General features: G+C 67.4%; 19 protein-coding genes and 1 tRNA gene. 17 read left to right on the top strand and 3 right to left on the bottom strand.

Annotated elements, in window-relative coordinates; translation table 11 throughout:
• Positions 1-42: 42 nt before the first annotated feature.
• From gabT to rplA, 14 genes are all read left to right on the top strand, one after another.
• On the top strand, positions 43-1,404 hold the full coding sequence (gabT, locus tag PTQ19_RS12420; protein WP_274367556.1) for a 4-aminobutyrate--2-oxoglutarate transaminase: 1,362 nt from the start codon (positions 43-45) through the stop codon (positions 1,402-1,404).
• 97 nt (positions 1,405-1,501) lie between these two features.
• Positions 1,502-2,860: a flavin monoamine oxidase family protein gene (locus tag PTQ19_RS12415; protein ID WP_206824481.1), complete on the top strand. Its 1,359-nt coding sequence runs from the start codon at positions 1,502-1,504 to the stop codon at positions 2,858-2,860.
• Positions 2,857-3,747 carry a universal stress protein gene (locus PTQ19_RS12410; protein WP_179410095.1) on the top strand — a complete coding sequence of 297 codons (891 nt, stop codon included), beginning with the start codon at positions 2,857-2,859 and terminating at the stop codon, positions 3,745-3,747. The genes PTQ19_RS12415 and PTQ19_RS12410 overlap by 4 nt, the downstream gene beginning before the upstream one ends.
• Positions 3,748-3,756: 9 nt before the next feature.
• Complete coding sequence (locus tag PTQ19_RS12405; RefSeq protein ID WP_179410096.1) at positions 3,757-5,298, top strand: APC family permease; 1,542 nt, start codon at positions 3,757-3,759, stop codon at positions 5,296-5,298.
• A gap of 33 nt (positions 5,299-5,331) precedes the next feature.
• Positions 5,332-6,804: an NAD-dependent succinate-semialdehyde dehydrogenase gene (locus PTQ19_RS12400; RefSeq protein WP_179410097.1), complete on the top strand. Its 1,473-nt coding sequence runs from the start codon at positions 5,332-5,334 to the stop codon at positions 6,802-6,804.
• A 28-nt stretch (positions 6,805-6,832) separates the two neighbouring features.
• Positions 6,833-8,194 (top strand): aldehyde dehydrogenase family protein, encoded by a 1,362-nt coding sequence (locus tag PTQ19_RS12395; protein ID WP_206551494.1) that lies wholly within the window; start codon positions 6,833-6,835, stop codon positions 8,192-8,194.
• A gap of 119 nt (positions 8,195-8,313) precedes the next feature.
• The gene (locus tag PTQ19_RS12390) at positions 8,314-8,511 is read left to right on the top strand and encodes a DUF4177 domain-containing protein (RefSeq protein WP_179410099.1); all 198 of its coding nucleotides are present in this window, start codon (positions 8,314-8,316) and stop codon (positions 8,509-8,511) included.
• Entirely contained in the window at positions 8,508-9,020 is a 513-nt protein-coding gene (locus PTQ19_RS12385) for a DUF2165 family protein (RefSeq protein ID WP_179410100.1), read from the top strand. Before PTQ19_RS12390 ends, PTQ19_RS12385 begins: the two co-directional genes overlap by 4 nt.
• On the top strand, positions 9,017-9,454 hold the full coding sequence (locus tag PTQ19_RS12380; RefSeq protein WP_274367555.1) for a pyridoxamine 5'-phosphate oxidase family protein: 438 nt from the start codon (positions 9,017-9,019) through the stop codon (positions 9,452-9,454). The genes PTQ19_RS12385 and PTQ19_RS12380 overlap by 4 nt, the downstream gene beginning before the upstream one ends.
• A gap of 150 nt (positions 9,455-9,604) precedes the next feature.
• Positions 9,605-9,677 (top strand) — tRNA-Trp (locus PTQ19_RS12375).
• Positions 9,678-9,718: 41 nt separating this feature from the next.
• Positions 9,719-9,988 (top strand): preprotein translocase subunit SecE, encoded by a 270-nt coding sequence (gene secE / locus PTQ19_RS12370; protein WP_179410102.1) that lies wholly within the window; start codon positions 9,719-9,721, stop codon positions 9,986-9,988.
• A 59-nt stretch (positions 9,989-10,047) separates the two neighbouring features.
• Entirely contained in the window at positions 10,048-11,064 is a 1,017-nt protein-coding gene (gene nusG / locus PTQ19_RS12365; RefSeq protein ID WP_274367554.1) for a transcription termination/antitermination protein NusG, read from the top strand.
• A gap of 176 nt (positions 11,065-11,240) precedes the next feature.
• On the top strand, positions 11,241-11,672 hold the full coding sequence (gene rplK / locus PTQ19_RS12360) for a 50S ribosomal protein L11 (protein ID WP_179410104.1): 432 nt from the start codon (positions 11,241-11,243) through the stop codon (positions 11,670-11,672).
• Positions 11,673-11,684: 12 nt separating this feature from the next.
• Complete coding sequence (gene rplA, locus PTQ19_RS12355; protein ID WP_206551497.1) at positions 11,685-12,371, top strand: 50S ribosomal protein L1; 687 nt, start codon at positions 11,685-11,687, stop codon at positions 12,369-12,371.
• A 62-nt stretch (positions 12,372-12,433) separates the two neighbouring features.
• Here rplA and PTQ19_RS12350 read toward each other — a convergent pair whose 3' ends face one another.
• Positions 12,434-13,099: a LysE/ArgO family amino acid transporter gene (locus PTQ19_RS12350; RefSeq protein ID WP_274367553.1), complete on the bottom strand. Its 666-nt coding sequence runs from the start codon at positions 13,097-13,099 to the stop codon at positions 12,434-12,436.
• A 71-nt stretch (positions 13,100-13,170) separates the two neighbouring features.
• Between PTQ19_RS12350 and PTQ19_RS12345 the strand changes: the two genes are divergently transcribed.
• Positions 13,171-14,073 (top strand): LysR family transcriptional regulator ArgP, encoded by a 903-nt coding sequence (locus PTQ19_RS12345; RefSeq protein ID WP_206824496.1) that lies wholly within the window; start codon positions 13,171-13,173, stop codon positions 14,071-14,073.
• 2 nt (positions 14,074-14,075) lie between these two features.
• On the opposite strand, the gene PTQ19_RS12340 is transcribed toward PTQ19_RS12345, so the two are convergent.
• Positions 14,076-14,753 (bottom strand): YqaJ viral recombinase family protein, encoded by a 678-nt coding sequence (locus tag PTQ19_RS12340; RefSeq protein ID WP_179410108.1) that lies wholly within the window; start codon positions 14,751-14,753, stop codon positions 14,076-14,078.
• Positions 14,754-15,033: 280 nt separating this feature from the next.
• On the opposite strand from PTQ19_RS12340, the gene rplJ reads away from it, so the two are divergent.
• Together rplJ and rplL are read left to right on the top strand one after the other, a co-directional pair.
• On the top strand, positions 15,034-15,522 hold the full coding sequence (gene rplJ / locus PTQ19_RS12335) for a 50S ribosomal protein L10 (protein ID WP_179410109.1): 489 nt from the start codon (positions 15,034-15,036) through the stop codon (positions 15,520-15,522).
• Positions 15,523-15,570: 48 nt separating this feature from the next.
• Complete coding sequence (gene rplL / locus PTQ19_RS12330; RefSeq protein WP_179410110.1) at positions 15,571-15,954, top strand: 50S ribosomal protein L7/L12; 384 nt, start codon at positions 15,571-15,573, stop codon at positions 15,952-15,954.
• A 57-nt stretch (positions 15,955-16,011) separates the two neighbouring features.
• On the opposite strand, the gene PTQ19_RS12325 is transcribed toward rplL, so the two are convergent.
• The gene (locus PTQ19_RS12325) at positions 16,012-17,016 is read right to left on the bottom strand and encodes a LacI family DNA-binding transcriptional regulator (RefSeq protein ID WP_206821874.1); all 1,005 of its coding nucleotides are present in this window, start codon (positions 17,014-17,016) and stop codon (positions 16,012-16,014) included.
• Between the last annotated feature and the right edge of the window lie 215 nt (positions 17,017-17,231).

Raw genomic sequence — 17,231 nt, 5'->3', positions numbered from 1 at the left:
CGGCGAGTGCATCGGGCCCCTGCGGCTCGTACAGTCGCCATCATGACTCGTTCCGACGCAGATTCCGCAGCCCTTCCCTTCGGCGGCCCCGGCCTTCCCCAGGAGCGCCGCGTCGTCACCGCTCTTCCCGGCCCGCGCTCGGCGGAGATCCTCGCCCGCAAGGCGCAGGCCGTTCCCGCGGGCGTCGGACACACCGCGCCGATTGCGGCCGTCGCCGCCGGCGGCGGAGTCATCGTCGACGCCGACGGCAACTCGCTCATCGACCTCGGATCGGGCATCGCAGTGACCTCGGTCGGCAATGCACACCCGAAGGTCGTCGAGGCCGTCGCGGCGCAGGCCGCGCAGTTCACGCACACCTGCTTCATGGTCTCGCCCTACGAGTCGTACATCGACGTCGCCGAAGCACTCAACCGCGTCACCCCCGGCGACTTCGCCAAGAAGACCGCGCTGTTCAACTCGGGCGCCGAGGCCGTCGAGAACGCGATCAAGATCGCCCGCAAGCACACCGGCCGCCAGGCCGTCGTCGCCTTCGATCACGGCTACCACGGCCGCACCAACCTCACCATGGCGCTGACCGCTAAGTCGATGCCCTACAAGAGCGGCTTCGGTCCCTTCGCCCCCGAGGTGTACCGCGCACCGATGTCGTACCCGTTCCGCGACGGCCTCAGCGGCCAGGAGGCCGCGGCCCGCGCCATCCTGCAGCTCGAGAAGCAGATCGGCGCCGATAACCTCGCCGCTGTCATCATCGAGCCCATCCAGGGTGAGGGTGGCTTCATCGTGCCCGCCGACGGGTTCCTGCCCGCAATCGCCGAGTGGTGCCGCGCCAACGGCGTGGTATTCATCGCCGACGAGGTGCAGACCGGCTTCGCCCGCACCGGAGCGATGTTCGCCAGCGAGATCTTCGGTATCGAGCCCGACCTGATCACCACCGCCAAGGGCATCGCCGCGGGCCTGCCGCTGGCGGCCGTCACCGGACGCGCCGAGATCATGGACGCCTCGCACGCTGGCGGCCTCGGCGGCACCTACGGCGGCAACCCGATCGCGTGCGCCGCCGCGCTCGCCGCCATCGACGCCTTCGAGAACGAAGGACTGATCGAGCGCGCCCAGCAGATCGGCGCGCTGCTCACCGACCGACTCTCCCGGATGCAGGCATCCGACGCCCGCATCGGCGACGTCCGCGGCCACGGCGCAATGATCGCCGCTGAGTTCGTCGACCCCGAGACGAACGCGCCGGACGCCGCACTGACCGCTGCCGTCGCCAAGGCCTGCATCGCCGCTGGCGTGATCGTGCTCACCTGTGGCACCTACGGCAACGTCATCCGGTTCCTGCCGCCGCTGTCGATCAGCGACGAGCTGCTGGGCGAAGGCATCGACGTCGTCGCCGACGCCCTGGCTTCGGCCTAACAGACTGCCGGCCGCGGCCCGTATCGGGGGATATCGGGCCGCGGCCGGCACACACAACATGCTCCGAGAACGGCCTCGAGAACGAAGGAAAGTGCACATGACCGAGATCAACCGCGACGTGCTGATCGTGGGCGCCGGCGCAGCCGGGCTCACCGCGGCCAACGAACTGCGCAAGGCAGGCCTGTCGGTGGCCGTCCTCGAGGCGCGTGACCGCGTCGGCGGCCGCCTGTGGACCGACGTCATCGACGGCGCGATGCTCGAGATCGGCGGACAGTGGGTCTCGCCCGATCAGGACGCCCTCATCGAGACGATCGACGAGCTCGGACTGGAGACGTACAGTCGCTACCGCGAGGGCGACAGTGTGTACATCGGACCGGACGGCACCGTCAGCCGGTTCACCGGTGAGATGTTCCCAGTCGCCCCCGAGACCGAGCGTGTGATCGACGAGATCACCGAGCGCCTCGACCGGATGGTCGCCGAGATCGACCCCGACAGCCCGTGGGAGCACCCGAACGCCGCCGAGTGGGATGCCGTCACGTGGGACGCCTGGCTGCGCTCGCAGACCGACGACGACGAGGCCGTTCGCAACCTCGCCTTCGCCACCGGATCGGCCATGCTCACCAAGCCGACGCACACGTTCTCGCTCCTGCAGTCGTTGCTGATGGCCGCATCCGCCGGGTCGTACTCGAACCTCGTCGACGCCGACTTCATCCTCGACAAGCGTGTGGTCGGCGGACTCCAGCAGGTCCCGCTGCTGCTGGCCGAGCGCCTCGCCGAGGACGTGCTGCTGAACCAGCCGGTGCGCTCGCTCGAGTGGGGCGATGCCGGCGTGACCGCCACCACCGACGACACCACCGTCCGTGCCCGCTTCGCGATCCTGGCACACGCGCCGGTGCTGTACGACCGCATCTCGTTCGTGCCAGCACTGCCGCGCCGGCAGCACCAGCTGCACCAGCACCTGTCGATGGGCTTCGTCATCAAGGTGCACGCCGTCTACGATCGTCCGTTCTGGCGCGAGCAGGGGCTCAGCGGCACCGCCTTCAGCCCGTACGAGCTCTCGCACGAGGCCTACGACAACACCAACCACGGCGACGAGCGCGGCACCCTCGTCGGCTTCGTCAGCGACCAGAACGCCGACGACCTGTTCACCCTGTCGGCCGAGGAGCGCAAGGAGCGCATCCTGGAGTCGCTGTCGCACTACTACGGTCCCGAGGCGAAGAACCCGGTCGTGTACTACGAGAGCGACTGGGGCAGCGAGGAATGGACCCGCGGCGCGTACGCCGCCAGCTTCGACATGGGCGGGCTCCACCGCTACGGAAGCGACCTGCGCACGCCCGTCGGGCCGATCCACTTCGCCTGCTCCGACATGGCCGGTGCCGGTTACCAGCACGTCGACGGCGCCATCCGGATGGGTCGCCTGGCGGCCACCCGCATCATCGAGCAGAGCCGCGCATGAGCCCTTCGTCGATCGTCATCGGATACACCGCGACGCCGGCCGGCGCCGACGCCCTGGCTCTGGGCGTGCGCCTGGCCCGCGGCCTCGGCATGCGCCTCGACCTGGTCGTCGTGCTGCCCGCCGAGGGCACCCGCAACGCGGCCGTGCCGCCCGAGCGCGCCTACGTCGACCACATCCGCCGCCAGGCGCAGGAGTGGTTGCGGACGGCATCCGCCACGATCCCCGACGACGTCGAGCGCATGGGGCATGTGCGCTTCGGCGACTCCTTCGCGGCGGGACTCATCGCCGCCGCCGAGGAGTTCGACGCGCGACTGATCGTCGTGGGTGCCGCCGGTACCAGCGCCTTCGGTCGACACCGGCTCGGTTCGGTGGCATCCGACCTCGTGCACTCGTCGCCGATCCCCGTCGCGCTGGCGACGGCCGGCTCGGCAGAGGACGTCGATCTCGCCCTGCCCATCACGCGCGTGAGCGCGGCGATCGGCACCAGGGAGGGCTCGGACGTCCTCCTGGAGGAGGCCGTCGCCTTCACCCGAGCCAGCGGCGGATCACTGCGGCTGATCTCGCTCGTCCCGTTCGACACCCCGGCCGGACTCGACACCGCCGCCATCACCCTCGTGCGCAACTCGCACGGCGGCGATGTGCTCGCGCAGGCGCGCGAGGCGCTGCCCGCGGGCGTCGAGGCGACCGTCGAGCGCGCGACCGGAGACAGCGTCGAGGATGCTGTCGCACACCTGCCGTGGGAGCCGGGCGAGATCGTTCTCGTCGGCTCCAGTCGGCTCGCGCAACCGCGCCGGCTGTTCCTCGGCTCGACCGCGGCCAAGATGCTGCACGAGCTGCCCGTCCCCATGATCGTCGTTCCCCGCACCCGCGGCACCGGAAAGGCCTGAGGCCACAGAATGTCCCAGAAATCGCACAGCGTCGTGCCGGACCCGGTCACCACCGGTATCTCCCGCAAGGGTCTGAGCAGCGGAACCGTCGGTCTGCTCGGAGCCGTCGTGATCGGTATCTCGTGCATCGCGCCCGCGTACACCTTCACCGCGGCCGTCGGACCGACGGCATCCGAGGTCGGATCGCAGATCCCGGCGATCATCCTCGTCGGCTTCATCCCGATGCTGCTGGTCGCCTTCGGGTACCGCGAGCTGAACCGCCAGATGCCGGATGCCGGCACCTCGTTCACGTGGGCGGCCCGCGCCTTCGGCCCCTGGGTGGGGTGGATGGCCGGATGGGGCCTGGTCGTCGCGACCATTCTGGTGCTGTCGAACCTCGCCGGCGTCGCCGTGGACTTCCTGTTCCTGCTGCTGTCGCAGATCACCCGCGATCCCGCCATCGCCGACCTCGCCGGCATCACCTGGATCAACATCGCCGTCTGCCTGCTGTTCATGCTCGGCGCCACCTTCATCTCGTACCGCGACATGAAGACCACGCAGAAGCTGCAGTACTGGCTGGTCGGGTTCCAGCTGCTCGTGCTGGTGTTCTTCGCCGTCGCCGCGATCAGCCAGGCCGTCTCGGGCAACGGCTTCGACTTCCAGCCGTTCGATCCGTCCTGGTTCAACCCGTTCGAGGTCTCGTCGTTCAGCGCGTTCGCGGCGGGTCTGTCGCTGTCGATCTTCATCTTCTGGGGCTGGGATGTCACCCTGACGATGAACGAGGAGACCAAGGACCCCGAGCGCACGCCGGGACGCGCGGCGACCGTGACCGTGCTGACCATCGTGTCGCTGTACCTGCTGCTGTCGGTCGCGATGATCATGTACGCCGGCGTCGGCACCGGTGAGCTGGGCCTGGGTAACGAGGGCATCCAGGAGAACGTCTTCTTCCACCTGTCGGGACCGATCCTCGGCCCGCTGGCGTTCCTGGTATCGCTGGCCGTGCTCACCAGCTCGGCATCGTCGCTGCAGTCCACATTCGTGGGTCCTGCGCGCACGCTGCTGGCGATGGGGCACTACGGGGCACTGCCCTCGGCGTACGCCAAGGTCAGCCCGCGCTTCTTCACCCCCGGCTACGCCACGATCGTGTCGGCCATCGTCGCCTCGGCGTTCTACGCGATCATGCGCGTCGTCAGCGAGGACACCCTGTGGGACACCATCCTGACGCTGGGCATGATGATCTGCTTCTACTACGGCATCACGGCGTTCGCGTGCGTGTGGTACTTCCGCAAGCAGTGGTTCGACTCGGCGCGCAACGTGTTCTTCACCTTCCTGTTCCCGCTCATCGGCGGCATCCTGCTCGCGGTGCTGTTCTTCACCACGCTGATCGACTCGATGGACCCGGCCTACGGCTCGGGCACCGAGATCGGCGGAGTCGGCATCGTCTTCATCCTCGGCATGCTCATCATCGGGGTCGGGATCGTGGTGATGATCATCAACGCGATCCGCCGCCCCGCCTTCTTCCGAGGTGAGACGCTGGGTATCGACGCCCCGCCGAGCCTGCGCCGCCGCTGACCCACCCTCCCCACACAGAATCGAGAACCACCCATGAGCACAGCACTCGCATCCAACGAGCAGGAACTGCTCGGCCGGGTACCCACCGGTCTCTTCATCGGCGGCGAGTGGATCGACGCCGAAGAGGGCCGCACCTTCGACGTGCGCGACCCCGCGACCGGTGAGGTCATCGCCTCGATCGCCGATGCGACGCCGGCCGACGGCATCCGCGCGCTCGACGCGGCCGTCGCCGCGCAGGAGTCGTGGGCGGCGACCCCGCCCCGCACGCGCAGCGACATCCTGCGTCGCGCCTTCGACCTCGTGCAGGAGCACAAGGAGGACCTCGCGCTGCTGATGACCCTCGAGATGGGAAAGCCGCTGGCCGAGGCCCGTGGCGAGGTCGTCTACGGCGGTGAGTTCCTGCGCTGGTTCAGCGAGGAGGCCGTGCGCATCACGGGTCGCTACGGCACCAGCCCCGAGGGCACCGGACGCATGATCGTCTCGCAGCGTCCCGTCGGACCGTCGTTCTTCATCACGCCGTGGAACTTCCCGTTCGCGATGGCGACCCGCAAGATCGCCCCCGCGCTCGCCGCGGGCTGCACCGTGGTCATCAAGCCGCCGGCACTGACCCCGCTGACGACGATCTTCTTCACCCGTCTGCTCGAAGAGGCGGGCTTGCCGGCCGGTGTCGTCAACGTGGTGCAGACCTCGTCGTCGTCCAAGCTGTCGGCGCCGATCATCGCCGACCCGCGCCTGCGCAAGCTCTCGTTCACTGGATCGACCGGCGTCGGCCAGAAGCTCATCGAGCAGGCCGCTCAGGGCGTGCTGCGCGTGTCGATGGAGCTCGGTGGCAACGCGCCGTTCGTCGTCTTCGAGGATGCTGACCTCGACAAGGCGGTCGACGGTGCGATGGCCGCGAAGTTCCGCAACATCGGCCAGGCATGCACGGCCGCGAACCGGTTCATCGTGCACGAGGACATCGCCGAGGAGTTCGCGCGCCGGGTCACCGAGCGCGTGCAGGCGATGAAGATCGGACGCGGCACCGAAGAGGGCGTCACCATCGGCCCGCTGATCGACGCGGATGCCGTCGGCAAGGCCGCCGAGCTCGTCGGCGATGCTGTTGAGCGCGGGGCCCGTGTGCTCGCCGGCGGCGCGGCCGTCGAGGGCACCGGAACGTTCTACCAGCCGACCGTGCTCACCGACGTGGTCGCCGGCAGCGACATCCTGCGCGAGGAGATCTTCGGACCCGTGCTGGCGATCGCGACCTTCGCCGACGAGGCCGAGGCCGTGCGCCTGGCCAACGACACCGAGTACGGGCTGGTCTCGTACGTCTTCACTCAGGACCTCGCGCGCGGACACCGCATGATCGAGGCGCTTGAGACGGGCATGATGGGGCTGAACGTGGGCGTCGTCTCGAACGCCGCTGCACCCTTCGGCGGCGTCAAGCAGTCCGGCATCGGCCGCGAAGGCGGTTTCGAGGGCATCCACGAGTACCTGTCCACCAAGTACACGCTCATCCCGGCGTGAGCCACCACACACGAAGCGAGGAACCGACATGACCGACTACGCCGTCGTCAACCCGGCCACCGGCGAGACCGAAGCCGCATTCGAGACGTTCACCGACGCCCAGATCGAGGATGCCGTCGCCCGTGCCGCGAGCGCCGCCGTCACGTGGGCGGCGACCCCGCCCGCCGAGCGTGCGGAAGTGATCCGTCGCATCGCGCAGCTGCACCGCGAACGTCGCGACGAGTTCGCCGCGATCATCGTGCGCGAGATGGGCAAGCCGATCGCCGCGGCCGAGGGTGAGGTCGACTTCGCCGCCGACATCATCGAGTACAACGCCGACAACATCGACAAGATCACCGGCGACACCCCGCTCGACATCCTGGGCGAGGGCAGTGCCGTCGTGCGCCGCGCGCCCCTGGGCGCCCTGCTGGGCATCATGCCGTGGAACTTCCCCGCGTACCAGGTGGCACGCTTCGCGGCCCCCAACCTGGCGGTGGGAAACACGATCATCCTCAAGCACGCCCCGCAGTGCCCCGAGTCGGCCGCGCTGCTCGAGCGCATCTACCGCGATGCGGGCCTGCCCGACGGCGCGTACGTCAACGTGTACGCCACCAACGAGCAGGCCGCGACGATCATCGCCGACCCGCGCGTGCAGGGCGTCTCGGTGACCGGTTCCGAGCGCGCCGGCGCGGCCGTCGCGGAGGTCGCCGGGCGCAACCTCAAGAAGGTGGCGCTGGAACTCGGTGGGTCCGACCCGTTCATCGTGCTCTCGACGGATGACATGGATGCTGTCGCTCAGGCCGCGGTTGATGCACGCCTCGACAACAACGGCCAGTCCTGCAACGGCGCCAAGCGCTTCATCGTGGTCGACGAGCTCTACGACGCCTTCACCGAGAAGTTCGTCGCGGGCCTCGCCGCTGTCTCGGCCGAGGACCCGACGCAGCAGGACACCGTGCTGGGCCCGCTGTCGTCGACGGCGGCCGCCGAGCGCCTGCAGCAGCAGGTCGACGAGGCACTCGCGCAGGGCGCGACGCTGCTGACCGGCGGCACCCGCAACGGCACGTTCTTCGCACCGACCGTCCTCGCCGACGTCACCGCCGACATGAACGTGTATCGCGAGGAGCTGTTCGGACCCGCCGCGGTCGTGTACCGCGTGGCCGACGAGGCCGCTGCGGTCGCGCTCGCCAACGACACCTCGTTCGGTCTCGGCTCGTACGTGTTCACCACCGACCCGGCGCAGGCCGAGCGCGTCGCGGATGCCATCGAGGCCGGCATGGTCTACATCAACCTGGTGCTCGCCGACAGCCCCGAGCTGCCCTTCGGTGGCGTCAAGCGCAGCGGTACCTCGCGCGAGATGGGCCTGCTGGCCGCCGACGAGTTCGTCAACAAGAAGCTCATCCGCACCGCCTGATCCGTGCGACCATGACCCTCCGGATGCCCGTTCCGTGGCATCCGGAGGGTCTCTCGCATCCGTCCGCGAATCTCGTTACGATCGGCCCAAGGGACGTCCACCGCGAAGGGAGGCACAGCGTGTCCGCACCCGAGTACTCCTTCGTCAGCGTTCCGTTGCGCCGAGACCGTGCGGGGTGGGAGTTCGCCTTCGACTATCAGACCGTCATCACCGAGCGCGCCGCCGACGGGTGGGGCTTCGTGCAGTTGATCCTGCTCGAGCACCACACCGAACCGCGTGCCGACCTCGTCTTCGTGCGAAAGGGTCAAGAGCAATGAAACATCCGTTGCGTCTGCTGCAGTCATTCGTCGTGTTCATCGCGGGACTGTTCGGGTTGTTCGTGTTCGCGGGCAACCTGATGGACTACGACTCGAACTATCAGTTCGTCGTGCACGTGCTGTCGATGGACACCACTTTCGAGGGCAACGCGTTGATGTGGCGCGCGATCGACAGCCCGGTGATCCACACGATCGGCTACATCGGCATCATCATCGCCGAGGGCGTCTTCGCGGGTCTCGCACTCTACGGCGGTGTGCTGCTGTTCTTGCGGCGCAACGCCGACATCGCCGCCTACGACCGGGCCAGGGGCTGGGGCTACGCCGCCTTCGCCCTGGGCTTCGCGATCTGGTTCCTCGGCTTCATCGTGGTCGGCTCGGAATGGTTCGCGATGTGGCAGTCGGGCATCTGGAACGGCAAGGACACCGCGATGGGCATCGTCACGCTGTGGGCCGCGTTCGCGGTGCTGCTCGCGATGAACGAGCCTGCGCGTGAGGGGAGCGCAGCATGAACCTCTACGACGACCCGGTCACCGTTCTTCCGGAGCAGCGGTGTTGGGAGCTGGTGCGCACTCAGGAACTCGGAAGGCTCGTCACGCATGTCGGCGACGTCGTCGACGTCTTCCCCGTGAACTACGCGGTCGACGATGAGGGCATCATCTTCCGCACGGCACCCGGAACCAAGCTGCTTGAACTGACGGTCAACGCCGATGTGATTTTCGAAGTCGATGATCACACCGACACCGAGGCGTGGAGCGTCATCATGCGTGGTCGTGCGACGGCTTTGGAGAGCGAGGCCGACATCGAGCGGGCCGAGAACACCGGCCTGCGCCCGTGGATCCCCACGCTCAAGCGCGTCTTCGTGCGCATCGAGCCGACGCGCATCAGCGGCCGGGGCTTCCGTCGAGACCCCGAGCCCGAGCGCACCGGCGTCGCGGAGTACTGATCGGCTGTGCACCGCGCGAATCACCCGGGATTTCGGTTCGGTTCGGTCGGATGCCGCGGATGCCGTACACTGATCTAGCAGTTGTCTGCATCCTTCACCGTGCCCCACACGGCACGCGAAGGAGGTAGACCCAGAGGTCGCAAGGTCTCTAGGGCGGTAGCTCAATTGGCAGAGCAGCGGTCTCCAAAACCGCAGGTTGCAGGTTCGATTCCTGTCCGCCCTGCGCGTCAGCGCACATGCTGGCTCACGAAAGGTACGTACCGGATGGAACAGGACGACGTTCGCGGCGACATCGTCGCAGCAGGCCCGTACGCACTGCGCGAGAAGAAGCTGGGCTTCTTCGGGCGCATCGCTCTGTTCTTCCGCCAGGTGATCGGCGAACTGAGCAAGGTCGTCACCCCGACTCGCAAAGAGCTGGTCAAGTACACCGCCGTGGTCTTCGTGTTCGTGCTGATCGTGATGGGCATGGTGTACGGCCTCGACTGGATCTTCGGGAGCCTGACGCACGTCGTGTTCGGAGTCCCGCTCGGCTGACGCACCCTCGACGTCCGCAGGAACCCCTGGGAACGTCGCAGTGAACGGAAAGAAGCAACGTGTCTGAACGATATTCCGACGATGCGGACTGGGCGACAGCCGCAGAGCAGTCGAGTGAAGAGGACGAGTCCCAGGAGGGCAACGTCCTCGCCGAGCAGGAGCAGTCGGCCACGGCCGCCGAGCACGTGGCTTTGCACGTCGAGGGCGACGGGGAAGACGCCGAGAACTTCGGCGGCGACACGGATGACATCGAGATCGAAGACCCGGAGGCAGACGCGATCGTGAACGACGCTCTCAACCTGGACGAAGCAGCTGAGTCAGAAGCAGCCGCAGAGGTCCTCAACGACGCCGTGGCGGAAGACACCGCCGACGCAGAGGCCGCAGCCGCTGAAGAAGTGGCACCCTACGACGGCCCCGAGATCGACGGCGACAGCGCCGATGAGCCTGCGGAGGAAGACCCCTACGAGGCCTTCCGCATGGATCTGCGGATGCTGCCCGGCAAGTGGTACGTCATCCACTCCTACGCCGGCTTCGAGCGCAAGGTGAAGGCCAACATCGAGCAGCGCAAGTCGACGCTCGAAGTAGAGGACGACATCTACCAGATCGAGGTCCCGATGGAGGACGTCGTCGAGATCAAGAACGGCCAGCGCAAGATGGTCACGCGCGTGCGCATCCCCGGCTACGTGCTGGTGCGCATGGAGCTCAACGAGGACACCTGGTCGGTCGTGCGTCACACGCCCGGCGTCACGGGCTTCGTGGGCAACGCCCACAACCCCACACCGCTCCGCTTCGAAGAGGCCTTCAACATGCTGAAGTCGCTCGTCGAGGTCAAGGATGTGCCGACCGCGAAGTCCATTGCTGCCAAGGGTGGCGTCGCCGTCGCCCGCCCGGTGGCCGCTGAGGTCGACTTCGAGATCGGCGAGACGATCACGATCAAGGAAGGGTCGTTCGCGGGCCTTCCCGGTTCGATCAGCGAGATCAAGCCCGAGAGCGGCAAGCTCACGGTTCTCGTCTCGCTCTTCGAGCGCGAGACTCCGGTCGAACTGTCGTTCGACCAGGTCACCAAGATGGCCTGACCCGCACAGCATTCACGAACGGCCGCCCCGGAACGGGGCGGCCGTTCGTGCGTTCTCGGGTATACTTGGATGGTTTGTGCGCCCGTTTCTCGTGCGCGCGAGCAACCGCAGCCCGGAACCGCCGGGTTCGCGGGAGAACGGATGCGTGCCGCATTCGCTCGATGAAAGGAAAGAGAATGGCACCGAAGAAGAAGGTGACCGGCCTGATCAAGCTTCAGATCAACGCCGGTGCAGCCAACCCGGCGCCGCCGATCGGCCCCGCGCTCGGTCAGCATGGCGTCAACATCATGGAGTTCTGCAAGGCGTACAACGCCGCGACCGAGTCGCAGCGCGGCAACGTCATCCCCGTGGAGATCACCGTCTACGAGGACCGCAGCTTCACGTTCATCCTGAAGACCCCGCCGGCAGCCGAGCTGATCAAGAAGGCCGCTGGTGTCGCGAAGGCATCGCCCACGCCGCACACGGTCAAGGTCGGAAAGCTCACCAAGGAGCAGGTCCGCCAGATCGCCGAGACCAAGCAGCCCGACCTGAACGCGAACGACATCGACGCTGCGTCGAAGATCATCGCCGGCACCGCCCGTTCCATGGGCATCACGGTCGAGGACTGAGGGGGATAAATCATGGCTAAGTCCAAGGCATACCAGGCTGCCCTCGCCAAGATCGAGGCAGACCGTTTCTACACTCCCGCTGAGGCTGTCGCCCTGGCCAAGGAGACCGGTTCGGCGAAGTTCGACTCGACCGTCGAGGTCGCGCTGAAGCTCGCTGTTGACCCCCGCAAGGCAGACCAGATGGTGCGCGGCACCGTCATGCTGCCGCACGGCACCGGTAAGACCGCCCGCGTCATCGTTTTCGCCAACGGCCCGGCCGCTGAGGCTGCGATCGCCGCTGGTGCGGACGAGGTCGGTGGCGCCGAGCTGATCGAGAAGGTCGCCGGTGGCTGGACCGATTTCGACGCCGCGGTCTCGACCCCCGAGCTGATGGGTCAGGTCGGTCGTCTGGGTAAGGTGCTGGGTCCCCGTGGCCTCATGCCCAACCCCAAGACCGGCACCGTGACTCCGAACCCGGCCAAGGCCGTTGAGGAGATCAAGGGCGGAAAGATCGAGTTCCGCGTCGACAAGCACGCCAACGTGCACTTCATCGTCGGCAAGGCCTCGTTCAGCACTGAGCAGCTGAACGAGAACATCGACGCCGCTCTCGAAGAGATCGTGCGTCTGAAGCCGTCGAGCGCGAAGGGCCGCTACATCCAGAAGGGCGCCGTGTCGACCACGTTCGGCCCCGGCATCCCGCTGGACGTCAACGCCATCTGAGTCTGAGACTCGCTTTCGAAGACCCTCACCCCGCTCGGGGTGAGGGTCTTCTGCGTTGCGGCTCAGCCGAAGAGTACGGGCAGCACCAGGTTCACACCGAGCGCGATCATCACGACGGCGATACCGGCATCGAGCATCCGCCACGCGCGCGGTGTACGCAGCCATCTACCCAGGTGACGCGCACCGAATCCCAGCGCGGTGAACCACACGAAGCTGGCGATCACGGCGCCCGTCGCGAACAACCAGCGGCCGTCGCCGTGTGTCGCGGCGACTGAGCCCAGCATGAGCACCGTGTCGAGGTACACGTGCGGGTTCAGCCAGGTCAGCGCGAGCACCGTCGCCAGGGTGGGTGCCAGGCGGGTGCGGGCCAGCATCGTGCTCGCGGACCCGGATGTCGGGTGGCTCGGCCCCGGGGATGCGGTGTCGTCGGATGCGAGCAGCTCGCCCCCTCCCCGCCAGGCCCGTCGGGCAGCGACCAGTCCGTATCCGACGAGGAAGGCTGCGCCCGCCCAGCGCGCGACGACCACGAGCCAGGGTGCGGTCTCGATCAGCAGTCCAAGGCCGGCGACGCCGGCGATGATCAGCACCGCATCAGAGAGAGCGCACACCAGCACGACCGGGAGAACGTACTCACGCCGTAAGCCCTGCCGCAGCACGAAGACGTTCTGCGCGCCGATGGCGATGATCAAGGAGAGGCCGAGGCCGAGGCCGGCGAGCACGGTGAGCATTCCTTCACGGTATCGAGGCACGGATCATTAGCGCCAACAAAGATTCGTGCTCGGCCATTAGCATTGCTTATGTGAAGATCGATGCGCAGCTTGCCGCGACCATCGCCGCGGTGATCGACGAGGGCAGCTTCGAAGCGGCCGCGCGCAGACTGCACATCACCCAGTCGGCGGTGAGCCAGCGGGTGCGCGTTGTCGAGCAGCAGATCGGGCGGGCGGCGCTCGTGCGTTCGCGCCCTGTGCGCGCGACCGAGGCGGGCGAAGCGCTCGTGCGCCTTGCACGTCAGGTCGAGCTACTGGAGCACGATGTGATGGTGGCCTTCGGTCTCGGAGACGCCGAACCCGAAGCCGCTGTCGAGACCGCGGCGCGCGTGCGGATCCCGCTCGCCGTGAATGCTGACTCCATGGCGACGTGGTTCCTGTCTCCGATCGCGCGGATCGCGCGACAGCATCCGATCGATGTCGATCTGCACCGCGACGATCAGGACTACACCGCGCGGATGCTCGAGTCGGGCGAGGTCATGGCAGCCGTCACCAGCGAGGCAGAGCCGGTGGGCGGTAGCGCGGTGACACCCTTGGGTGTGCTCGAGTACCGAGCCATGGCGACGACCGACTACTTCGAGCGCTGGTTCGCAGACGGTGTCTCGAACGACGCGCTGCGCAAGGCGCCCTTCGTCGATTTCGATCGGCGCGACGCGCTGCAGCAGGGGTGGCTGCGGGCGCGGGGAGTCGATCCGTGGTCGGTGCCCAGGCACTACGTGCCGGCGTCGCACGACTTCTCTCACGCCGTGCGGCTGGGGCTCGGATGGGGACTGATCCCGATGCCGCAGGCGACCGAAGACCTGATCGAGCTGGGGGAGCCGCGCATTCGCGTGCCCTTGTACTGGCAGCAGTGGAACCTGCGCTCACCGCTGCTCGATGCGATCGCTGCAGAGGTCGCCGACGAGGCGTCGCGCGTGCTGGTGCCGTTGCGCTGAGATCAGTCGCTGAGGGCGAGCGCGCGGAACATGTCGCGCTCGCGGAGTGAGTCGCGGCGGCTCTCGGCGGGCGCGGCGCCGGTGGGAGGACGTTGACCAGTCGTGCGGTGATACAACTCGTCGATCAGACGGGTCGCGAGGTCGACGAGGCGGCCGATCTCTTTCTCGTCGCGGTCGATCCACACCGAACGGGGCTCGTCGTGCAGCGGTCGGAAGTCGTCGTGCTCTTCCCACACGAATAACGTGCGCTCGGCGCCCAGCACGTGCTGCTGCCACCACACCTGCCGCAGGTAGTTGCGGGGGATGGTGCGCCAGGACTTGTTGGTCGTCTTGATCTCGGCGAGCAGTACCCGGCCCTCGCCGTTGACACAGACGCCGTCCGGCGTCGCGAGATGGCGCTTCTCGACCGCGGCGTGGAACAGCGCCGACGAGGGCAGGATGCCGTGAGTCGAGGCGACCCACGCGGCGATCTCGGGCTCGCGACGGCGGCCGTGATCTGTGTACGCGTTGCCGCCGAAACGCGGCCCGCCGCCGAGCTTGGAGTCCGCGGCGCGAATGATCGAGGCGTCTCCCGAGAGCCCTGCGACATCGGTTGCGGTGATCCCCCGTGCGCGAGCGCGAAGCCACGCGACCCGGTCGCGGGAGTCCGCGACGATCCGGGCTTCGAGTTCGGGGGTCACTCCACGAGGCTACCCCAAGCCGTGGGGGTCCTTGACCCTCCCACGCCGCGTGATTTGGGGTGGGCCGTCGGATGCCGTAGACTTCACGTAACCGAAGACCGCCGGTCATCGTCATGTGCGCAAGCACGCGTCGATCGAAGCACTGCATCGCAGGGGCCCGCGCAGGTGTGCGATTTCTTTCTGAAGCTCCGTGCGCTTGCGCCGGAGCTTTTCTCATGTGGTGGGCAGTCAAGGTCGACGCCCCGCATCCGTGTGGCGTCCGTACACAGAAGGAGTGACCATGGCGCAGAAGGATGCAACGGTTGCCGAGCTCACGAAGTCTTTCGAGAGCTCGAACGCCGTCCTGCTGACCGAGTACCGCGGTCTGACGGTTGCCCAGCTCAAGGAGCTGCGCAACGCTATCCGTCAGGACGCGGAATACGCCGTGGTGAAGAACACGCTGACCAAGATCGCCGCGAACAACGCGGGGATCACGACGCTGGACGAGGGCCTCAAGGGCCCGTCGGCCGTCGCGTTCGTGCACGGTGACTTCGTCACCACCGCCAAGGCTCTGCGTGACTTCGCCAAGGCCAACCCGCTTCTCGTGATCAAGGGCGGCGTCTTCGAGGGCAACGCTCTCGACGCCGACGAGGTCAACAAGTACGCCTCGCTCGAGAGCCGTGAGGTTCTGCTGGCGAAGGCAGCGGGCATGATGAAGGCGACGATGGGCAAGGCTGCTGCCACCGTCGACGCGCTTCGCGAAAAGCTGGAGACCGCCGAGGCCGCGTAAGCGTCCGGCGTCTTCCTCACACAAACCCCATTTATTAGGAGATACATCATGGCGAAGCTCACCACTGAGGAGCTGCTGGAGCAGTTTGCGGACCTGACCCTCATCGAGCTCAGCGAGTTCGTGAAGGCGTTCGAGGAGAAGTTCGACGTCACCGCGGCCGCTCCGGTCGCCGTTGCCGGCGCAGCCGGTGGCGCTGGCGATGCCGCTGCCGAGGAGGAGAAGGACTCGTTCGACGTCATCCTCGAGGCTGCTGGCGACAAGAAGATCCAGGTCATCAAGGCCGTCCGCGAGCTCACCTCGCTGGGTCTCGGCGAGGCCAAGGCTGTCGTCGACGGCGCTCCGAAGGCCGTCCTCGAGGGCGCCAACAAGGAGACCGCTGAGAAGGCCAAGGAGGCCCTGGAGGGCGCCGGCGCCACGGTTACCCTCAAGTAAGACTTCTTACTGACACAGAAGGCCCCGGGTTCGCCCGGGGCCTTCTGTGTACCCGGATCAGCGCGGCACCGTCGTCGACGCGCGCATGATCAACTCCGAGGGCAGCACCCGGTGCACGGTTTCCGCGCCGGGTGAGTCCATGCGGTCGCGCAGCATGCGGACCGCCTCACGGCCCTGTTCTTTCGGATGCTGCAGGACGGTCGTCAGCGAGAACATCTCCGCGTGCGCATGGTCATCGATGCCGACCACGCTGAGATCGGCGGGGGAGGACACCCCCAGTCGTCGCGCGGCGATGATGCCTCCGATGGCCACTTCGTCGCAGACGGCGACCACCGCCGTCGGACGGGAGCGCCGGTCTCCCAGCATCCGCACCGCCGCTTCGTACCCGCCGGGCATCGTCGCCTCGCCCGAAGCGTGGCGGATGCCGGCTTCGAGACCTGCGGTGCTCATGGCCGCGCGGTAGCCGGCGAGCCGCTGCTCGTCACCGAAGGCGTGTGTCGCGGCATCCGCTCTACCGCCGAGGAACGTGATGTCGCGGTGTCCGAGGTCGATGAGGTGTTCGGTCGCGAGTCGCCCAGCGGCCGTGTCATCGATCGAGATCGCGCTGGTGCCCTCGGCGTACGAGCCGACGCTCACCAAGGGCGAGCCGACGAGCATGAGCCGTTCGAGCTCGCGGGCGCTGGGTTGGATGCCGACGGCGATGATGCCGTCGAGGCGACGCTGCGGCAGGATCTCTTCGAACAGCCGGGTGCGTTCCGCTGACCCCTCTCGGCTGCCGTAGAGCACCAGGTCGTGCCCGGACGTGAGCAGTTCCTGCTGGATGCCGCTGAGCAGCTCAGAGAAGAACCAGCGGTCGAGGGTGGGGACGATCACGCCTACCGACAGCGTGCGGCCCGTCGCCAGGCTCTGCGCCGAGGAGTGCACGACGTACGCGAGCTCGCGGGCCGCGGCGTGTACGCGTTCACTGGTGTCGTCGGCGACGTAGCCGCTGCCGCTCAGAGCGCGGCTGGCGGTCGCTTTCGAGACGCCGGCGCGGGCTGCGACATCGGCAAGCGTGCTCATCGTTCGTCCTCTGGGGGAAAGTCGGGATTCCGAACACCGTGTCGCGGAACCGGTTCCACACGCTATGCTGTGGGAGCGCTCCCACGCAACGGGTCACGGCTGGACAACGGTTGTCGAGAACGGCTCGTGCGGGCATTGTGTCGGGGCGTCCAAGACAAGTAGGTTGTTCTGGAATCGGTTCCTCATTGTTGCGGGACACGCCGCGTCGGGGAGCA

Source organism: Microbacterium esteraromaticum (assembly GCF_028747645.1).
GTDB classification, from domain to species: domain Bacteria; phylum Actinomycetota; class Actinomycetes; order Actinomycetales; family Microbacteriaceae; genus Microbacterium; species Microbacterium esteraromaticum_C.
The sequence above is the reverse complement of the archived record's forward strand: the minus strand, read 5'-3'. Positions and strand labels throughout refer to the sequence as shown.